Annotated in this window: 18 protein-coding genes; 5 read left to right on the plus strand and 13 right to left on the minus strand. The window is 35.8% G+C overall.

Features of this window, described 5'->3' with window-relative positions:
• Nucleotides 1-58 precede the first annotated feature (58 nt).
• From K0U91_RS14895 to era, 3 genes are all read right to left on the minus strand, one after another.
• Nucleotides 59-2,461: an alpha/beta hydrolase family protein gene (locus K0U91_RS14895; RefSeq protein ID WP_220179301.1), complete on the minus strand. Its 2,403-nt coding sequence runs from the start codon at nt 2,459-2,461 to the stop codon at nt 59-61.
• Nucleotides 2,462-2,613: 152 nt separating this feature from the next.
• Entirely contained in the window at nt 2,614-3,042 is a 429-nt protein-coding gene (locus tag K0U91_RS14900) for a DoxX family protein (protein WP_220179302.1), read from the minus strand.
• Between the two features lie 67 nt (nt 3,043-3,109).
• The gene (era, locus tag K0U91_RS14905; RefSeq protein WP_219968967.1) at nt 3,110-3,985 is read right to left on the minus strand and encodes a GTPase Era; all 876 of its coding nucleotides are present in this window, start codon (nt 3,983-3,985) and stop codon (nt 3,110-3,112) included.
• Nucleotides 3,986-4,096: 111 nt separating this feature from the next.
• On the opposite strand from era, the gene K0U91_RS14910 reads away from it, so the two are divergent.
• On the plus strand, nt 4,097-4,423 hold the full coding sequence (locus K0U91_RS14910) for a DMT family transporter (protein WP_220179303.1): 327 nt from the start codon (nt 4,097-4,099) through the stop codon (nt 4,421-4,423).
• 75 nt (nt 4,424-4,498) lie between these two features.
• Here the strand turns inward: K0U91_RS14910 and K0U91_RS14915 are convergent, their stop codons facing one another.
• The 5 genes from K0U91_RS14915 to gpmI form a co-directional block, all read right to left on the minus strand.
• Nucleotides 4,499-5,266: a class I SAM-dependent methyltransferase gene (locus tag K0U91_RS14915; protein WP_220179304.1), complete on the minus strand. Its 768-nt coding sequence runs from the start codon at nt 5,264-5,266 to the stop codon at nt 4,499-4,501.
• The gene (gene map / locus K0U91_RS14920) at nt 5,266-6,075 is read right to left on the minus strand and encodes a type I methionyl aminopeptidase (protein WP_220179305.1); all 810 of its coding nucleotides are present in this window, start codon (nt 6,073-6,075) and stop codon (nt 5,266-5,268) included. The genes K0U91_RS14915 and map overlap by 1 nt, the downstream gene beginning before the upstream one ends.
• 160 nt (nt 6,076-6,235) lie before the next feature.
• Complete coding sequence (locus K0U91_RS14925; RefSeq protein ID WP_219968963.1) at nt 6,236-6,667, minus strand: BT0820 family HAD-type phosphatase; 432 nt, start codon at nt 6,665-6,667, stop codon at nt 6,236-6,238.
• A gap of 178 nt (nt 6,668-6,845) precedes the next feature.
• The gene (locus K0U91_RS14930; RefSeq protein WP_219968962.1) at nt 6,846-7,823 is read right to left on the minus strand and encodes an acyl-ACP desaturase; all 978 of its coding nucleotides are present in this window, start codon (nt 7,821-7,823) and stop codon (nt 6,846-6,848) included.
• A gap of 139 nt (nt 7,824-7,962) precedes the next feature.
• A complete protein-coding gene (gene gpmI / locus K0U91_RS14935; RefSeq protein ID WP_219968961.1) occupies nt 7,963-9,504 on the minus strand; it encodes a 2,3-bisphosphoglycerate-independent phosphoglycerate mutase in 1,542 nt (513 codons plus the stop codon).
• 119 nt (nt 9,505-9,623) lie between these two features.
• Between gpmI and K0U91_RS14940 the strand changes: the two genes are divergently transcribed.
• Entirely contained in the window at nt 9,624-9,947 is a 324-nt protein-coding gene (locus tag K0U91_RS14940) for a translation initiation factor (RefSeq protein ID WP_219968960.1), read from the plus strand.
• Between the two features lies 1 nt (nt 9,948).
• Here the strand turns inward: K0U91_RS14940 and K0U91_RS14945 are convergent, their stop codons facing one another.
• The 3 genes from K0U91_RS14945 to K0U91_RS14955 all read right to left on the minus strand — a co-directional run bounded on the left by K0U91_RS14945 (nt 9,949) and on the right by K0U91_RS14955 (nt 15,066).
• On the minus strand, nt 9,949-10,848 hold the full coding sequence (locus tag K0U91_RS14945; protein ID WP_220179306.1) for a leucine-rich repeat domain-containing protein: 900 nt from the start codon (nt 10,846-10,848) through the stop codon (nt 9,949-9,951).
• Nucleotides 10,849-10,906: 58 nt separating this feature from the next.
• Nucleotides 10,907-13,048 carry an alkaline phosphatase PhoX gene (locus tag K0U91_RS14950; RefSeq protein WP_219968958.1) on the minus strand — a complete coding sequence of 714 codons (2,142 nt, stop codon included), beginning with the start codon at nt 13,046-13,048 and terminating at the stop codon, nt 10,907-10,909.
• A 170-nt stretch (nt 13,049-13,218) separates the two neighbouring features.
• Nucleotides 13,219-15,066, minus strand: a complete 1,848-nt coding sequence (locus tag K0U91_RS14955; RefSeq protein ID WP_220179307.1) for a cytochrome-c peroxidase — start codon at nt 15,064-15,066, stop codon at nt 13,219-13,221.
• 141 nt (nt 15,067-15,207) lie between these two features.
• On the opposite strand from K0U91_RS14955, the gene K0U91_RS14960 reads away from it, so the two are divergent.
• The 3 genes from K0U91_RS14960 (at nt 15,208) to K0U91_RS14970 (ending at nt 17,388) form a co-directional block, all read left to right on the plus strand.
• Nucleotides 15,208-16,062 carry a nucleoside phosphorylase gene (locus K0U91_RS14960; RefSeq protein ID WP_220179308.1) on the plus strand — a complete coding sequence of 285 codons (855 nt, stop codon included), beginning with the start codon at nt 15,208-15,210 and terminating at the stop codon, nt 16,060-16,062.
• 99 nt (nt 16,063-16,161) lie between these two features.
• A complete protein-coding gene (locus tag K0U91_RS14965) occupies nt 16,162-16,461 on the plus strand; it encodes a hypothetical protein (RefSeq protein WP_219968955.1) in 300 nt (99 codons plus the stop codon).
• Between the two features lie 120 nt (nt 16,462-16,581).
• Nucleotides 16,582-17,388, plus strand: a complete 807-nt coding sequence (locus tag K0U91_RS14970; RefSeq protein ID WP_220179309.1) for an enoyl-ACP reductase FabI — start codon at nt 16,582-16,584, stop codon at nt 17,386-17,388.
• 164 nt (nt 17,389-17,552) lie between these two features.
• Here K0U91_RS14970 and K0U91_RS14975 read toward each other — a convergent pair whose 3' ends face one another.
• Nucleotides 17,553-18,992, minus strand: a complete 1,440-nt coding sequence (locus K0U91_RS14975) for a glycoside hydrolase family 30 protein (protein WP_220179310.1) — start codon at nt 18,990-18,992, stop codon at nt 17,553-17,555.
• 102 nt (nt 18,993-19,094) lie between these two features.
• Nucleotides 19,095-19,904, minus strand: a complete 810-nt coding sequence (locus K0U91_RS14980) for a glycoside hydrolase family 16 protein (protein WP_220179539.1) — start codon at nt 19,902-19,904, stop codon at nt 19,095-19,097.
• Nucleotides 19,905-20,006: the final 102 nt, after the last annotated feature.

Below are 20,006 nucleotides of genomic sequence, written 5' to 3' on the forward strand. Positions count from 1 at the left end.
AACTCTTGGTAAAACTTTTTTAACAAAAAATCCTCGCTCTTTCGAGCGAGGATTTCATTTATTTCTTCAGACATTTTTCCAAAAACTGATCTTGTTCCCAAAGTAAATGCAGAATATTTTCCTTTGCCACATAGCCATGAGCTTCTTTTGGCAATAGAACCATTTTTACGGGAGCTCCGAGGTTTTTTAAAGCCTGGAAATATCTTTCAGTCTGTAAGGTAAAAGTTCCCGGGTTATTGTCTGCATCACCGTGAATCAGGAGCAATGGGGTCTTCATTTTATCGGCGTTCATAAAGGGAGACATGGTGTTGTAAATTTCAGGGACATCCCAGTAATTCCTTTGTTCGCTCTGAAAGCCAAATGGAGTCAAAGTTCTGTTGTACGCTCCACTTCTTGCAATTCCGCAGGCATAATCTTTAGAATGCGTTAATAGATTTGCGGTCATAAAAGCACCGTATGAATGTCCGCCAACCGCCACTTTAGCTCGGTCTATATAACCCAATTGATCAACAGCATCAATAGCAGCTTTTCCGTTAGCTACCAATTGGGTAATAAACGTATCATTCGGTTCGGTTTTTCCTTCTCCTATGATCGGGAATGCAGCATCATCAAGTACGGCGTAACCCTTCGTTGTCCAGTAAACGAAAGAGCCATAATAAGGGAAGGTAAAATCATTCGGGTTCTGGGTATTCTGCCCAGCTGTATTTTTATCTTTATATTCTGTAGGATAAGCCCAGATCAATAACGGAAGCTTTTCTTTTTTTGCTTTGCGGTCATAATTTGCTGGCAAATACAGTGTACCCGTCAATGTAACGCCGTCATTTCTTTTGTAGGTAATCACTTCTTTGTACACATCTTTTATGCTTTCAAAAGGATTGGCAAATAGAGTGACCGGTTGAGATGTATTAGATTTAATATTTTTTCTGTAGTAATTGGGATATGCATTGGCAGACTGCTGAATCGTCAGAATCTCCCCTTTTGAGGGATTAATAATATCAATGATTTCTTCTTTTGCATTTTTGAGATTTGAAGTATACAGCCTTTTCTTCTTTAGAGATTTCATATCCATCTCGTCGATAAAAGGATGCTGACCTTCTTTAGTAAATCCGGCCCCGATAAGATATGCTTTGTCACCTTTCATATCTAAAACATATCTTCCAAACTCATTTTTTGTGGTGTTAAAGCTTCCCGGATCACTGTAAACATCCTGATAATTGCGGTCTTCAATAATCTGAGATTTCCCGTCATTTAAATCTACCAGATAAGATTTTGTATTTCTCGTATCGTACCAACCTTCAGAAATAACTGCGTAATGATTATTAGTCCAGCTTGTTCCCTCATATCTCTGTTTTGTTTTAAAGAAAGATTTTGGCTGATTACTAAATGGGGCATCCCAGGTAAAAATCTCATCTCTGACATCAGCGGTCTTAGACTGATCTCCACCATCTAAAGCTTCTGCAAATACTAAGGTTGCGGGTTGATCGCTTCTCCAGGCCATGTCCCTTTTGCCTGTTCTTACCGATGAAAATCCTTTGGGCATAATTTCATTCAGAGGAACTTCATTTACTTTTTTTACGGCGTTTCCTTGAGCATCGTAAATCGTAGTTACACTTGGAAATCTACTCAGCGGAACAATATAAGAAAAAGGCTTCCTAATGGTTGTCAGCATCAGATAATTTCCATCAGGAGAATAACTTACTCCGGCAAATAGATCCTGATCTTTTATCTTCTTCACATTTCCGTTCATATCGACAGTATATAATTCGGAAGCAGTGAGAATTTCGAAATTCTTTTCATCCTGCGGGTTTTTAAGCAAATCCTGATACGTCCTGTTCTGAGAAACTTTTCCGTCTGATGTAGAAACAATTGGCCCGGTCGGTAAATCTTTTGAAGCATCTGTCAGCTTGGCTCTGTTCTCAGGAAGAACTTTTAATAAAAAGCTCTGTGAATCTTTGATCCAGGTGTAAGGATTACCCAAATTGGCATTCAGATTATCTTTGGTTATTTTCTTTGCTGTTGCAGTTTCAAGATCAACAACCCAAAGTTCTACTCCGCGGTCTGTGGTATTGGTAAAAGCTAATTTTTTTTCATCGGGTGAGAAAGAAGGATTGGTGATTTTCGGATTTGTTGGCAAACCTTTTACCTGAAATTCATTTCTATCGTTCATTTTACGAACTTTTAAATTGTTCGCATAAGTCACCGAACTTGATATGTTGGTGACCGGGTTGATTCGTAAGCCTCCCAGTTTCATTTCCTGCTGATTAAGATCATCCAAAGTTTTGTAGGTCGGACGGTAAACAAAAACTAACCAATCTTTTTTTGAATTGGTGATAACACTTGGAGGTCTGTCGTAATCTGCCAGTTTTAAAATTTCTGCAGATGGCTTTTGGTAAGAAATATTTTCCTGTGCATCGTAAAAATTAAGAAATGCCAGCAAACAAATGGTCAATTTGATTTTCATATTTTTTTGATTTGTCACGAATTTAATGAAAAGTAGTTAACCAAAAAAGATTGTCAGAAATTCTTTTGAAAACTTAAAATATTTTTCCTTGGTATTATCTAACAAAAAAGCAGTAAAAAAATTACTGCTTTATATATTTAAAAATAAAAATATTACCATTCTGAGCTTCTTCTTCTCTTCTCAATCATCCAATCGACAGAAAATCTGCCAGCTCCTAAAACCAGAATAAGAACATAAACTGCAAGATAAAGTAAACTCAACTCTCTTTTATCAAAAGAATCTGAACCATGAACTACAAGACTGGCTATAATCATTGTAAATGTGAGGAAGGCCACTGAAATTCTAGTAAACAGTCCCAAAATCAGAAAAATCGAGCAGACAAATTCTGCGAAAACTGTAAGACCTAAAGAAATTTTCGGGCCTAAGCCAAGAAAATCAAAAAACTTAATATCTCCACCTTCGAGCAACATTTGAAGCTTAGGAAAACCATGAGATAACATAGCAAAACCTACAAATAATCTTACTATCAATAATGCAATGTCTATAAAAATAGGATCCTTTTTTAAGTTTGAATAGCTCATTGATTAGAAATTTAGTTTAAAGATAATAAAATGTTTTCTTTACAACGATGAATATTGATTTTTTAGTCTATCTGTATCCAAAGTTTTTCAAATCCCGATCATTTTTCCTCCAGTCTTTTTTTACTTTAACAAACAAATTCAGATGAATTTTTTTTGAGAAAAATTTTTCGAGATCTATTCTTGCTTCTGTGCCCACTTTTTTAATAGCTTCTCCTTTATGACCGATGATAATCCCTTTCTGAGTATCTCTTTCTACATAAATGATAGAATCAATAAAAATAATTCCTTCATTTTCCTTAAACATTTCCGTTACCACTTCTACAGAATAAGGTATTTCTTTATCATAATTCAAAAGAATCTTCTCGCGAATTGCCTCGTTAACGAAAAATCTTTCCGGCTTATCAGTATACATATCCTTATCATAATATGCAGGACTTTCCGGCAACATTGATTTTAGTTTTGGTAAAATAACATCTGTGTTGAAAGCGTTCAGTGCAGAAATAGGAAGAATTTCTGCCTTAGGAATTCTTTCGTGCCATTCGGTTGCTATTTTTTCAAGACCTTCCTGATTGGTCTGATCAATCTTATTGAGTAATAATAAAACCGGCACCGGAATTTTGTTTAATTTCTCAATCAAAAATTCTGATTGTTCGGCTTTGTCGGTAACGTCTACAATGAAAAGAAAAACGTCAGCATCCTGTAAAGAATCTTTTACGAAATCCATCATTTTTTCCTGCAAACCATATTTCGGATCTAAAACTCCGGGTGTATCAGAAAATACGATCTGTAAGTCTTCTTCATTATAAATCCCAAAAATTCTATGTCTTGTTGTCTGTGCCTTTTGTGTTACGATTGCCAGTTTTTCTCCCATCAATTCATTAAGAAGGGTAGATTTTCCTGCGTTTGGCTTTCCAACGATATTTACAAATCCTGCTTTATGCATATATAAAAATTAAGTCGCTTTTTATTACGATCTGCAAAGTTAGTAAAACAAAAACTGACTTCATCCAATATTACATTTAAAAGGTATATTTTTGCCATTTAAATTTTTATTATGAACTGGATTATTTTAATCATTGCGGGACTATTTGAAGTTGGCTTTGCCTCTTGTTTAGGAAAAGTAAAAGATACCTCGGGAAACGAAATGTATTGGTGGTTTGGTGGTTTCCTTGCCTGTCTTACAATAAGCATGCTCCTGCTGATCAAAGCTACAGAAACGCTTCCCATTGGGACGGCTTATGCAGTCTGGACCGGAATTGGTGCAGTAGGAACCGTTCTGATGGGTATCTTTGTTTTTAAAGATCCGATAAGCTTTTGGAGAATATTTTTTATTTGTACGCTAATCGGCTCCGTGATTGGTTTGAAAGCGGTTTCTTATTAAAAAAGATGATCATATTACAAGAAAATATATTCAGATAATATAAAAACGTCTTCAATAATGAGGACGTTTTATTTTTTACTTTTTATATACAACAGGTAAAATTTCGTTGTGATTGAGTCCGTATTTAAAAATTTCCGCTTCAGTGAATTGCTTCGAATAAAAGTTGGGTTCCGCATCAAAACCGGCATTTCTTAACCTGTCAAAATAATCCATTCCGTACCAGCGAACGTGATCATACTGGCCGAAATGTTTTTGGCGTTCTTTCGGATCTTTAATCGTAAAATCTTCATAGGTTTTCTCTAAAGAATTTTTCATAGGCACCTGAATAATACCCCATCCTCCAGGTTTCAGAACACGATACAATTCACCCATTGCTTTAGCGTCATCTTCAATATGCTCTAAAACATGATTGCAGAAAATTATATCAAAACTTTCTGTCGCGAAAGGTAAATCGAGAATGTCTGCTTTTACATCAACGATAGGCGAATAAAGGTCGGCAGAAATATAATCAAGATTTTTCATTTTTTTGAATTTCCTTAAAAATTCCTGTTCGGGTGCGATATGAAGAACCTTATAATTTTTAATAAAAAAATCAGTCTCATTCTGCAGATAGAGCCACATTTGGCGGTGTCTTTCTAAGCTTAACGTTCCGGGAGAAAGAGCATTTTCTCTTTGCTTTCCGTATCCGTAAGGCAAAAATTTGCGATAGGATCTCCCGTCGATAGGGTCGTAAAATTCATCACCTTTGAAAAACTGATAAATAAGCGGCCGTGCCCAAATGCTCATTTTGATCAGCACCGGACGTGGAATTTTATTTAATAAAAGTTTGGTTATCTTTTTCATTAAAAATCCATTTGAAATGGCTGTTCTTCATCACTTTCGATTCCTAAAGCTTCGTAAACATATTTAAAGGTAGAGAGTAAAACTGGTTTCCCATTTACCACCGCAACATCATGCTCAAAATGCGCTGAGGTAAGATTGTCAAGCGTAGTTACCGTCCAACCGTCATTATGAAATTTCACCTTTTCGGTTCCCATGTTCACCATCGGCTCTATTGCAATTGTTAAACCGTCTTTGATGACCTTACCACTTCCCTGTTTTCCGTAGTTTGGAACATTTGGCTCTTCATGCATTTTTCTACCTAGTCCGTGTCCTACCAATTCTCTTACAACGCCAAAACCCTCCTTTTCGCAATAGTTCTGAATAGCATGAGAGATATCTCCTATTCTTTTACCTCTTACACACTGCTCGATTCCTTTGTACAAAGATTCTTTGGTCACCCGCAGTAGTTTTTTGATCTCAGGTTTTACTTCTCCAATTTCAAAAGTGTAAGCATGATCACCTACAAAACCGTTCAAAACAGCGCCACAATCTACAGAAAGCACATCACCTTCTTTGATCTCATCTTTATTCGGAAAACCGTGCACCACCTGATCGTTAGGTGAGATACAAAGTGAATACGGAAAGCCTCCATATCCTAAAAATGCCGGTTCTGCACCGTGATCTTTGATAAAATCATGCGCCAATTTATCTAAATATAAAGTAGTAATCCCGGGCTTGATTTCTTTAGCCAGCATTCCCAGTGTTCTGGAAACCAACTGAGCACTTTCTCTCATCAGACGAATCTCGTCTATTGTTTTTAATTGAATCATTTTTTAAAATAGATATTAGACATTAGATATGAGAAGTTAGATTTACAACTTGTTCGATATTTAGTTTAATAGAACTTCAGCATCTAATATTCTTATGATAAACTAAAAAGCAGCGATAGACAAATTGCTAATTACTACCTTCTAATTTCTAAATTATTTTTTACCAGAAAAGCCCTTTTTTCTTTTCTTTCTTTAATTTTGAATAGGCTAAAACTTCTTTCCCTTCTACACGGAACTCTATTCTTTCGTTAATAATATTATAAATTTCACCCCAACCCGGAAAACCACCAAGATTTCGGTCATCAATAAACCAATCTGCATCTAATTTCCTTGATTGTGTTTCGGAGTCAAAAACTTCTCCTTCAAAACTTGAATTGATAGCGTAAAATTCGATTCCGTTTTTTCTACAGAATTCTACTGCTTCATCAAGGGTTTTGCCGTGTCTGTACGTCCAGAGAATTAATCTGTAACCTTGAGACTGCAATTTTTTCAAGGTTTCAAATGCGAAAATTTTAGTTTTTCCAATGCCGGGATATGCATCATCAACGATTGTTCCGTCGAAATCTACAGCAATTTTTTTATTACTTACCATTTTGTTGTTTTTTTTGAAGTGCAAAGATAATAAATAATTAAAGAGTGCCGAAAAAACGTCCGACACTCTTATTTATAGTTTAATATTAAAATATTGTCAGCACTTAGCTTCTTGCTATAGGCTTACAATCAGTATCTTTAAAAAATATAATAATCTTAATTTTGAAAATCAACAATGCTTATTTCTTTACCCAGCTGAACTGAAACTGCAAATCTGGCGTTGAAACTCTGTCGGTGATTTTTTGGAGTCGTGATGGAAGTTTCATCAAATATTCCTGGGCTTTTTCAGCTGTTTCAGTAAGGCCTGTGATATGTTCAATTTTCCATTCGTCTAACAATTCTTTCATGATGTTGATGTAATCCTGGCCTGTATACACCATACATCTCTGTGCTGCGTCTGAAAAATGACCCCAAAGCTCACCCGCTTTTTGTCCTGATTGTCTCATCATGTGCGCAGGCATTACAATTTTTTTTCGCATCATATCTTCAAATGCCAAAATCATTTCCGAAGGATCAAGTTCAAGAATTTTTGCTACAAAGTGCTTGTAAGCTTTAGCATGTCTTGCCTCATCTGCTGCAATTACACCGCACATTTTTGCTAATTTTCCGTTTCCGGACTGCTTTGCCAATGTTCCTACCCTTCTGTGAGAAATATTAGTTGCAGTTTCTTGAAAACTTGTATAGACGAAGTTTCTGTAAGGATCCATGCTTGTCCCCAAATCAAAACCATCGCTTATTAAATATTGTGTTGTGATCTCCACTTCTCTCATGTTGACTCTTCCACACAGATAAAGATATTTGTTTAATAAGTCACCGTGGCGGTTTTCTTCACCTGTCCATGATCTTACCCAGTTTGCCCAGCCTACTTTTTCTTCCTGATCTACACCGTCAACGCCCATTAACCAAGATTCGTAGGATGGCAGCGCTTCTTCAGTAATACAGTCACCAATTAAAGTTACAAAGAGATCATAAGGCATCTCACGTGCAAAAGTCTGGATTTCATCCAAATCATATTTAAAATTATCACTTGAAGGATCCGGTAAATAATCTGACGGCTGCCAGATTTTTTCAATTGGTGTTAAAAATTTATCCAGAAAAGAACCAACTTCCTTTTCCAAAATACTCATTACCTCTTTTCTTACAAGCTTATTGTACATTTCTTAAATACGTTTATAGTTCGCAAATATATTAAATTTTACTATCTGAAGCATAAAATCATATGCTTGTCATAACATGTGTGACATAAATCATACCGTTATCTAAAATATAACGGTATTGTTGAAATTATTTTTCAGTTTAGCTTACTAAGATATCTCCGGTCATCATTTCGGGAATCTCTATTCCCATTACTGATAAAATGGTTGGTGCCATATCACCTAGTTTTCCTGGTTTTAAATTCCATTGGTGATCTTTATCCATTACAATTAAAGGTACCAAATTGGTTGAATGCTGCGTATTTGGCGATCCGTCTGCATTGATCATTACATCAGAATTACCATGATCGGCAAGGATAAAAACAGCGTAGCCGTGTTCATAAGCAACTGTAGCTACCTGCTCGATACATTTATCTACCGTTTCAGCAGCTCTAACAGCCGCTTCAAAAACTCCTGTATGACCCACCATATCGGTGTTTGCAAAATTTAAACAGATGAAATCTGCCGTTTCATTCTGTAATTCAGGGAGAATTGCACTTGTAATTTCGTATGCAGACATTTCCGGTTTTAAATCATAGGTCGGAACATCTTTCGGGCTTGGACACAGCAATCGTCTTTCGCCCTCGAAAGGTTTCTCACGACCGCCGGAAAAGAAAAACGTTACGTGCGGATACTTTTCTGTTTCTGCAATCCTGATTTGAGATCTGCCATTTCTTTCCAGAATCTCACCCATTGTCTCCTTTAAAACTGCTTCGTCAAAAACAACATGCACATTTTTGTATGACTTGTCATAATTTGTCAAGGTAACATAGTGAAGATTTAATTTTCGCATAAAATACTCCGGCATATCATGCTGACATAAAACCTCAGTGATTTCTCTGCCTCGGTCTGTACGGAAATTGAAACAGATGACCACGTCATTATCAACAATTTTCCCGACAGGAACTACGTTTCCAATCTGAGTTTCTTTGACCAGAATAATCGGTTTAATGAACTCATCTGTAACTCCATCATTATAGGACGACTGAATAACTGAAACAGCATCTGTAGTTCGTTGCCCAATACCACTTACCATGGCATCATAGGCCAATTTTACACGTTCCCAGCGTTTGTCTCTGTCCATTGCGTAATATCTTCCGGTAACTGTTGCCAAAGCTCCGGTCGTTGTACTCATATGATCCTGCAGTTCATCAATAAAATTTAACCCTGAATGCGGATCACAGTCTCTACCGTCTGTAAATGCGTGAACATACACATTTTCGTGTAATCCGTATTCGCTGGCAGCGGTTAACAATCCCTTTAAATGATTGATATGCGAATGTACACCTCCGTTGGAAACCAGCCCGATAAAATGTACGTTTTTTTTCTCAGTTTTAGCGTATGCAAAAGCTTCCTGAATAACCTCATCATGGCCTAAAGTGCCACTTTCTACCGCCATATTCAGTTTTACCAAATTTTGGTAAACAACTCTTCCCGCTCCCAAATTCATATGACCCACTTCAGAATTTCCCATCTGTCCCAATGGAAGACCTACCGCAAGACCACTTGCTTCTAAAGTAGTATTCGGAAACCTCTGAAAACAGCTGTCTATAAATGGTGTTTTTGCCTGATCAAGTGCGGAAACTTCAGGATTTTGACCCAAACCCCATCCGTCAAGTATTGCCAGTATTGCTTTTTTTGACATTCTTAATTTATTTTTACAAACAAATTTATTGATTTTAAAGTGAATTGAAGAATTTGACTGACCTAATTTTATTAAAGAACTTCGGCTCTGCCAAACAAATATTTTATTAATTTTGCCATATGGATTTACGTGATCAACTCAAAAACCTTTTTCCTGAGCATGAAGAGCAGGATTTTCAGATGCCTGAAGCAGAATTTAAGCAGAGAGAACCTTTGGTGTGTAAGTTTGAAAAGAAAGGCAGAAACGGAAAACCCGTAACTATTGTAGAAGGTTGGGAAGGCAGTGAGGAAGATTTGAAAAGAATCTCAAAAAAAATAAAAACCACATTGGGAATTGGTGGTTCTGAAAAAGATGGAACTATTATCATCCAAGGTGATAACCGTGATAAAATCATGGCGATTCTGAAAGATATGGGTTTTAAAACAAAAAGAGTCGGTGGATAATTTAAAAATAAATCTGCGTCTGAGGCATTAATGCTTTCAACTTTTGAATGGTGGATTTTTCCATCGGATTTCCAGTTAAAATTAATGTTTTAAGATTTTTAAGCTTTTCAAATTCTATTGGAAGATTCTTCAAACGGTTATTAGCCAAATTCAGGCTTACAATACTTTTTAATCCTTTTATTTTAGGCGAAATTTCTTTAAGATTATTATCACTTGCATTCAGAAATTCAAGATTTTTAGATTTAAAAAGAAATTCGGGAAGCTGTACAATTGAGTTTTGCTGAAGTTCAAGGTATTTTATCTCTCCAGGAAACTGTACATCGGCTAAGTCATTAATCTGATTGGCAGAAAGGTTTAAAAACTTTAGATTTTTAATTTTGTCGAGATCTTTTGATATAAAACTGATCTGGTTGTTCTGAAGATTGATTTCTTCCAAAGCAGGAATTTCTAATAAAGCTTCAGGAAAAACATTGAGATTATTGGCTTCAAAATGAACAATTTTTAGCTTCTGAAGCTTTGCTAAGTTAGAATTTATTTTTGTCAAACTGTTGAGACCTATCGAAAAAGTAGTCAGCTTTTCCAACTCGCCAATCTCATCCGGAATACATTTTATACCGTTTGAATTGATATTTAAATATTCGAGTTCTTTTAAACTGAAAATTTCTTTATCCATTTTTTCTAATTTATTTCCCATTATATTCAGGAAAAAAAGAGAATCCATTTTTACAATATCAGGCGGAATATTGAACATTCCCTTTTCTCTGAAACTTATGCTGTATATTGTTTTACCACTTTTCAGCGCCTCATCTATATCGGTATATGTAGGATATTTCAGAGGATCAATCTGGGCTTTTGTGTGAGTAAGAGCCAAAAATGCAAGAATAAAGATTAATTTTTTCATATAAAATAAAAAGCCGCCGGCAAAGAAACTGCCGGCAGCTGAGAAAGAAATTAAGTAATTACTTTTTGAGAATTTTCACGGTTTTTTGGAATCCTTCAGCTTCAATATTCAGCATCAAAACTCTTGAAACTTGAAGTTGAGCGGTGAAATCTAATTCTAAAACAGAATTATTTCCTGTAAATTTCTTGGTATAAACAATTTTACCATCCATGCTGTACGCAGTCACTTCCAGGTTTTTCAATGCTTTTGGAGAATTGATTTTTACCAGTCCTGAAGTTGGGTTAGGAGAAACTGTAACTTCTGTTTGTGCAATAGCTTCGGTAGTTCCTAAGGTGGTATTTGTTCCTAAAAATTGCTTTAAAGCAATCACCATGGTTGCAGATTTGCCTTTGTAATTGATTACATTACCAGTAGCATCAATGTCGGTATCTATCGACGCATCAGGATGCTGGACTGAGAAAAATCCGAATTTGTGATCTGGCGTAAACGTAAGACCGGTAGGCTCAGAACCAGCAGGCATTGATGCAAACAATCTTACTTTAGGATTTGCTTCTGTATGATCCGGAGCAATAACCCAGATGTAGTTTTTACCGCCATCCTGAAGTACCCAAAGATTTCCTAATTCGTCAAATGTAAGGTTATCATTACCATCGCCCCATGTTTCTGTTTTAGTTCCTTGTGCTGTATTGAAAGAATATTGAGTTGTCAGGCCCCCTGCGAAAACTTCTACCTGAGAAGCTGTTGTTCCGTTATCCTGCAGTCTGTATATTTTGTTTAACCCTTTTGCAGTAAAGTATACTTTCCCGTCAAGTGGACTGATTTCTACATCTTCAACACCGTTGAACGCCGTTCCGCCTAAAGACAATGCAAGAGCCTGCGTGTTATTTTGGTCTGCCTGTAATTTATTAGGAACCTGTACCCATGTTCCGGTAGTACCGGTAGGATTTCCGTTAGATAAAGGCTGGTCTAAATGCAATACATATAAATTCCCCGATGTAAGATTATTTGGGGTATCCATTACATATTTGTATACCAGATTGGTACCGCCATCTTCACCATAGTAAGCGATTGTTCCGGCATTATTTACTACCACATTTTCGTGGTTCATAATACCCATCTGCCAAAGCTTATCTTTTGTTCCGCCAGGATTGTGAGAAAGTACCTGAGCCGTTGCAGGATCAATTTCTACCAACCAGCCATAATCTTTGAAACCATCTGCATTGCTATCACCAAGAGCAACTTGCTCTTCTGCTGTAACAATTGTTCCCCAAGGTGTAACGCCGCCGGAACAGTTTCTGATGGTCTGAACCAAACTCGTTGCAGAAAAACTAACTCCTCTTGATTTCGTTAATGCCCAAAGTTTAGTAGTAGCGTTATAATTGATTTCTGCCATGGTCACTCCACCAGGATTGGTTTCATGATTTACAGACAGATAACCATTTGTGCTGCTTGCGCTTTTTGGTACATACCCTGTAAAATCATTTTGCCCGCCAACAAAACCACCACCTTCTGTATATGCATCACCTTCTTTTAGGATCATCTGAAATGCGTGCTCAGTAGGAATAATTAATTTTGCAGTCTGTGAGGTAGGAACGATAGAAGTAAAACAGCTGATGTGAGTTCCTGTACAAGTAGTTGGATTAATTACAGTAGTGTTTTTAAGATAGGCATCAATCGTTAAATCTGAGCTCGTTGCACTTCTATTGTGTAATTCGATAGAAATTCTGTTAACTCCCTGTACAAATTTGTTCTTAGGAATAGAGAAAATATTGATCGCTGTTTCTGCTGCTCCATCTATTATAGTTGTTGAGAAATCACCGTGATTAACTGTACCTGCAGGCATGTTGTCTCTTATCACTTCTTCCCCATTCAGATATACGATAATACCGTCATCTCTTCTTACACCAAATTCCATGGTATTGGTAAGATCAGCTAAGTTTACGGTAAAATCTTTTGTAAGGTAAGCAGTATCTACACCAGCAACAAAAGATGTAGTTACCGGATCGCCATATCCTAACGGTCCGTTTCCTGATGGCCATGCCGATGTATCATAATTGGCATTTTTCCATGTGCTGACAAGCGCTACGTCATTGTCATTATATCTCCAAGATGATCCCTGACCAAAAATTATAGTCTGGGCCTGAAATGCCTGGCTTGTAATAAGAGCAAGCGCTGCAACTGTAAGTAGTTTTCTTTTCACTTTTTTAATACTTTATTTTTTCAATGCAAAGCTACCTGATTGGCCGGGAGAGTCTATTAATAGGGTTTTAATTAAATCATCTCAAATATTAATTAATCTCAAACCTAATGTTACGGGGATTAAATTAGTGTTAAGTAAATTTTGTTAGGATGATAGATTTAAACTGAAATCTACTTGACTTTCGTTTTACTGATATCGGTTAAGGAGTTTAAGAACGCAATGATCTGTTTGATTTCATTTTCTGTAAGATTCAGCTTATCTGCAGGCAGCGTCTGGTTATTAATTTTCAATCCTAAACCTTCTGCCCCGCCTTCATTATAAAAATCTAAAACTTCTTCAAGAGTGTTGAAAGCTCCGTTGTGAAAGTAAGGTTTAGTTAAAGCAATATTTCTAACCGTCATGGTTTTAAAAGAATTCTCATATATCCATGAATCTTCCTTTTTTACATTGCTTTTTATTCTTCCCTGATCAGAATCTATTTCTACAGGAAGAGTTTTGATCGGTTTTTTAGTAACCCCCAAAACTTCAGATTCATTTTCATTAAAAAACGGCGGAACCAATCCTGAAAAATGGGGAGCAAAATGACAGGTCGCACAGTTGGCTTTTCCCATGAAAAGATTAAATCCTTTTTTTGCATCCTGAGAAATATCTTTTTCGTTTCTCATAAACTTGTCAAAATCACTATCAAAAGAATATAATGAGGCTACGTACGAACTTAATGCTTTAGAAAAATTTTGTTTATCAATATTCCCATTTTTAAAGGCTTTGCGGAATGCTTTTTTATATTCAGACTTTATTTTCAGTTTTTTAATAATACTTTCATAGCTTGTATTAAATTCCTGATCGTTGTAGATCACATGCTCTGCCTGCTGTTCCAGATAAAAAGCACGCATATCGTAGAAAAATCTCTTAGCAAAAACTGCATTATATAATGAAGGAGAATTTCTTAAAACGGTTTTTCCTTCTGCATTGCTTAAAGATTTAGTTTTAAGATCGGTAAAAGCATTTTCCGGGAGATGGCAAGATGCACAGCTCATTTTCCCATTGTCGCTGAGATTTTGGTCATAGAAAATTTCTTTTCCCAAAGCTTTCAGATCGTCACTATCTTCGGAACTTTTTAAAATTGTATAAAAATAGGGATCCAGAAAATCACTGCTGAAAAAGTTTTTGTTGGCAACATTCCAGCCTGAAAATTCTTTCAGATCCTCTGTATTCCCATCCCAATTTCCTAACTCTTCGTATAGTGGCTGAAGGCATTTTTTATAAAATTCAATTCTGTCAAAAGTTTCAAAATCCTTGTTTTTTGAGAGATAAGAAATACTTTCAGATAATAATTGAACTGCTTTTTGTGTACTGTAATTTTTAAAATATAAATCTTCCTGAATATATTTTTTCATTCCTGTCAAAGCAAAGGCAGCTTCTTGAGAGATATTTAAAGATCCGGGCGTATCAAAACCCGTCAATCCTAATGTATAGATCCTGATCAACTCGATTCTTAGAGGAAGCGTTTTATTATTTCCTTTACTCAAGCCGTTTTTTACTGAACTCAAATAAAAATTGTTGTAATTGTTGTACAGATAATCTGTGATCTCAATGATTTTCTTTTTTTGTTCAGCAATATTATCAGAAAAAATCAATTCATCCAAAACCTGTAAACCTTCCGGCGGAAGTGTGTAAGCAGCAGTTCCGGCAGCTTCGATCCTGAATAATGGTGCAGCATTGAGATGTGTTTTAGAAAACTCGGGATAGTGATAGGCAATGTAAAATTCTATTTCTTTATATGAATTTCTGGTATCTCTTAAAGATTTCTGAAGTTGTTCTGCATTTATTTTATCTTCATCAAAAAGATAAACATCTGATTTTAATTTTTCAAGATGCGTTTTAAAATTTAGCAAACCTTCAGTAATAAAGGTTTTTTCCGTCGCTGAACCCTTATCTGGCGAATTGAATGACACTGAAGCGATGCCTATAAATAAAACAAGTAAAAGTAATGGATAAGATTTCGCAAAATTTTTCATGTGCAAAACTATCATCTTGACATTACCGCAGTTTTAACGAAAAATTAAATAATGTTTATATTTTGCTTCATTTAATTTTCTTTAATTTTAAATCCTTGGAAAAAAATCAGATTTACAAATAACTAAACTATATAAAGATCTATGCTAAATAAACTTGCAGCGTCAGAGCTGGTACTGAATGAAGACGGAAGCGTCTATCACTTGAACCTGTTACCGGAAGATATTGCTGATAAAATAATCCTTGTCGGAGATCCTGACCGTGTACCAAAAGTTTCAAAATATTTTGATAAGGTAGAAATCAAGAAAAATAAAAGAGAATTTTATACCCACACAGGAATCTTGCGAGGCGAACGAATTTCTGTCATGTCTACCGGCATCGGAACCGAGAATATCGATATTGTAATGAATGAACTTGACGCTTTGGTGAATATAGATCTTAAGAAAAAAGAATTTATGACCGAACACAAATCTCTGCAACTTTACAGAATGGGAACCTGCGGAAGCGTAAATCCCGACGTGCAGGTTGATAACATGCTTGTAACGGAGAATGTGGTAGGGCTAGACGGTCTTATGAATTTTTATCAGGATTATGAGTTTGAAAATGATTTTTCCAAAAATTTTTTAGAAAAATTCCCGTACGAGAAAATAAAACCTATGCTCTACTTCTCTGAATGGTCAGAAGAATTAGGGGAAATATTTATAGATGCCAAATATAAAGGCAACACCGCTACTTTTCCGGGATTTTATGCGCCTCAGGGAAGAGAACTCCGTTTAAAAGCTTTAGATGATAAATTTCTTGAAACTTTAAATGATTTGGGAATCACCAATTTTGAAATGGAAACTTCTGCTATTTATGCTTTCTCTAAACTTTTAGGACACCAAGCAATAACCGTTAATAATGTAATTGCCAACAGAAGACGCGGTGAATTTTCTACTAATCATCATCAGTCGGAGAAGAATTTGATTGAATGGGTTTTGGAGAGAGTGATCAAGTAATCCTCTATTAAAACTTTAAGAAAAGTTTAACAATGCATTTTTTCTTTAGGAATAGTTCTTGTTTATTCAATCATATCTAACACTTAAATACTTAATATTATGGACAATCAAGATTATAACAAAGCAGAAAAAGCAGTTGACAATACTGAAAATTCATTAAGAAATACAGCAAATGATGCAAAATGGAAAGTGAGTGATTTAGCCGATAGAGCAAGAGATTATATCAATGAAAAACGAGATAATGATCAGGAAGCTACACAGGAAGACTGGCTAGACAGGGTGAAAGCAAATGCTTCCGATACTTGGGAAGACATTAAAGACGGAGCGAGCGATGCATGGGAAAAAACGAAAGATGCAGCCGAAGACGTAAAAGCAGAATGGAAGAAGAAAACGAACTAGAAAATTCAGTCTTTTATATATATTCAAAGAAAATGGAGCCTTTTTATAAAGGCTCCGTTTTTTATTATGTTCTAAACACAAATTATTGCTACATTTGTAAATATTAAACATTAAAAAATTATGTCATACGGTTTACTTAAAGGGAAGAAAGGAATTATTTTTGGAGCCCTTAATGAACAATCTATCGCATGGAAAGTTGCTGAAAGATGCCATGAAGAAGGCGCTGAATTTATATTATCAAACGCTCCTATTGCTTTGAGAATGGGAGAATTGAACGGATTAGCAGAAAAAACAGGTTCTGAGGTGATTGGTGCAGATGCAACTTCTACTGAAGATCTTAATAAACTTTTTGATGCTGCTGTAGCTAAGTTCGGGAAAATAGATTTTATTCTTCACTCTATAGGCATGTCCGTAAATGTAAGAAAAGGGAAACACTATACTGAAATGAATTATGACTGGGCAGAGAAAGGCTGGGATATTTCAGCAGTATCTTTCCATAAAGTAATGCGTACGGCCTGGGAAAAAAACTGTATGAATGAATGGGGAAGCATTTTGGCTTTAACCTACATTGCAGCACAAAGAACATTCCCAGATTACAACGACATGTCTGACAACAAGGCATATTTAGAAAGTATTGCAAGAACTTTCGGTTACTACTGGGGTGAGAGAAAGGTACGTGTAAACACGGTTTCTCAGTCTCCTACTGTAACTACTGCAGGAAGCGGAGTAAAAGGTTTTGGAGGTTTCTTAGGATATGCTGAAGATATGTCTCCACTAGGAAATGCATCAGCTCTTGAATGCGCAGATTACTGTGTAACATTATTCTCGGATCTTACGAAAAAAGTAACGATGCAGAATTTATTCCACGATGGAGGATTCAGCAATACTGGAGTTACTCAGAAAGTAATTGAAAAATATGATTTTTAAGAGGAACTCAACATCTCTGATCAAATAATAAAAAGCCAAGGTATTTACTTTGGCTTTTTTGTGTCTACATTTTCATACTTAAAAATCTATTTTTCGTAAGAAAAACAAATCGGCGGCACCTTCGGTGCCGCCGATTCTTAATAATAAAAATGTTAATATGAAGTCTATAAAATTACGGTCTGTATAGAATGTGCAGGCGCTGATAATTTCGCTGACATCCCTTCGATCCAAAGATTGGTATCGATATCGTTGTCTGAATCATTCATGATGACGGTTACCAGTTGTCCGTTCTCATTCATAAAAGTTGTTGAGGTTAAAGCCGCTCTGTTGGATGAGGTCCCTATTCTTCGCGCATTAGGTTTAATGTATTTTGAAACATGGCCTACATAATAATATTCGTAGGTATAATGCACCTCCCCGGTTTTTGTGTTGGCAATAATGGGTGCAAAACAGAAATTTCCAACATGGTTTGGTCCACCGGTTTCATCAAGAAGAACATTCCAATCTGTCCATAAAGCGGTTCCTTTGTTGAAATCGTTGATCATATTTCTTCCATACAATTCGCCTAAACTTACATCGTAAATTTTAGTAAGATCAAACTGTTCTTTACAACCTTCGGTAAAGGCCAAAAACTTTTCAGGAAAAGCTCTTTGCGTTTCCAATAAATTGTCGAACAACTGAGTTTTGTTATTCCATGTTTCATACCAGTGATAACCGATTCCTGAAGCATATTTTGAAGTTTCGGGATCGCTTAAAGTTGTTGTGGCTCTTTGATAAATCAAATCACGGTTGTGATCCCAAATCATTACTTTTTTATCTTTAAAACCGTTTTTCCAAAGAGTCGGCCCTAAATTCTTTTTAAGGAACTCCCCTTCTTCTTCAGCAGTATAGATGCAAGATTCCCAACTTTGTGTTGCCATAGGTTCATTTTGAATGGTCAAACCCCAAATATTAATTCCCCTTTTTTCGTATTCTTTGATAAATTTAATATAATAATCTGCCCAGGTTTGATAATACTGATTTTCCAATCTTCCACCTTTCAATAGATTTTTATTTGATTTCATCCAAGCCGGCGGACTCCAAGGTGAAAAGTAAAACGTAAAATCGTTTCCAATGGCTTTCTGAGCTTCTTTAATCATTGGAATTTTATACTTTTCATCATGTGCAATGTTGAAAGATTTCAGTGAGTTATCGTTTTCTGTTACGTAAGTATAAGAATCGCTTGAGAAATCACAAGAATTCATGTTGGTACGAACAACTGTATATCCCAAACCATTTTTCCCGTAGTAGGCTTCAATAATTTCTTTCTGCTTATTTTTTGGAAGTTTATAAAAAGTTTCAGCTGATGCATCTGTAATTGCGCCACCAATACCGATTAATTTTTGATATTTAAAATCGGGATCAACAAAAACACAGGCATCTGTTTCCTTCGGCTGATCCATTTTTTCGAATTTTACCGTGCCTTTTTCAACCATTTTCTCGTTGGTTTTTGCATGGGTAAAAATAATTTTTGCTGTTTTCCCTGCATTTTTTTTCCAGTAATTCTGTGCGTTTGCATTGAATGCAATTCCGATTACAAAACAACTTACAATTAGCTTTTTCATTTATTCTTCTTCTTTTTTCTATTTATATTTAAACCACCCCGTCTGAATTTTTCTCGAAAATTTATCCACCCCTCCAAAGGAGGGGAATTTTAGTTGTGGTTATTATTTATTTTCATACACCCTTACATAATCGATGTAGTATTTCTGAGGAAAGATGGTGTCATCAATCCCTTCTTTTCCGCCCCAGAATCCACCGACGGCGAGATTTAAAATGATGAAATACGGCTGATCAAAAGGCCACGCTTCATACGTTTTTTCTTTATTTTCATAAGTGAAAAACTTTTGATCATCGATGTAAACATCAATTTTTTCAGGTGTCCAATCTGCTTTATACACATGGAATTTTTCACTTGCATCTTTCACAATCAACGTATCCGTTTTCTGTGTTCCGATAATGTGATTATACTTTTTTGTGTGAACCGAAGCATGAACAAATCCCTGATTAAAACCAACATGCTCCATAATATCCAATTCTCCGTCTTCCGGCCATTCTTTCATATTTTCGCTCATCATCCAGATTGCAGGCCATGTTCCCCGGCCTTTCGGAAGCTTTGCTCTGACTTCAATCGTTCCATATTGAAAAGAAAATTTTCCTTTCGTTAAAAGTCTTGCAGACGTATATTTATTCTTTTCCCAGTTTTCTTTTTTGGCTTCAATAACAAGATTTCCATCTTCAACTCTTGCATTTTCTAAACGGTTTTTGGTGTAATATTGAGCTTCATTATTTCCGTAACCATCACCGCCGACATCGTAATTCCATTTTGTAGCATCGGGTAATCCTTTTCCGTTAAACTCATCATTCCAAATTAATTTTCTAATGGAATCGGGCTTTTTTGAAGCGCAATTTGAAGCAGAAAAAAGAAAAGTTCCGCTGATGATTATATTGAAAATATGTTGAAGTTTTATTCTCATGATTCCAGGATTAAAGTTTGATTTTGTCATTCTGACGAAGGAAGAATCTCTAGTATAATTTGAAATAGATTCTTCAATCCGCTTCGCTATGTTCAGAATGAC

The sequence above is a fragment of the Chryseobacterium sp. LJ668 genome (assembly GCF_019613955.1).
In the GTDB taxonomy this organism is placed as follows: domain Bacteria; phylum Bacteroidota; class Bacteroidia; order Flavobacteriales; family Weeksellaceae; genus Chryseobacterium.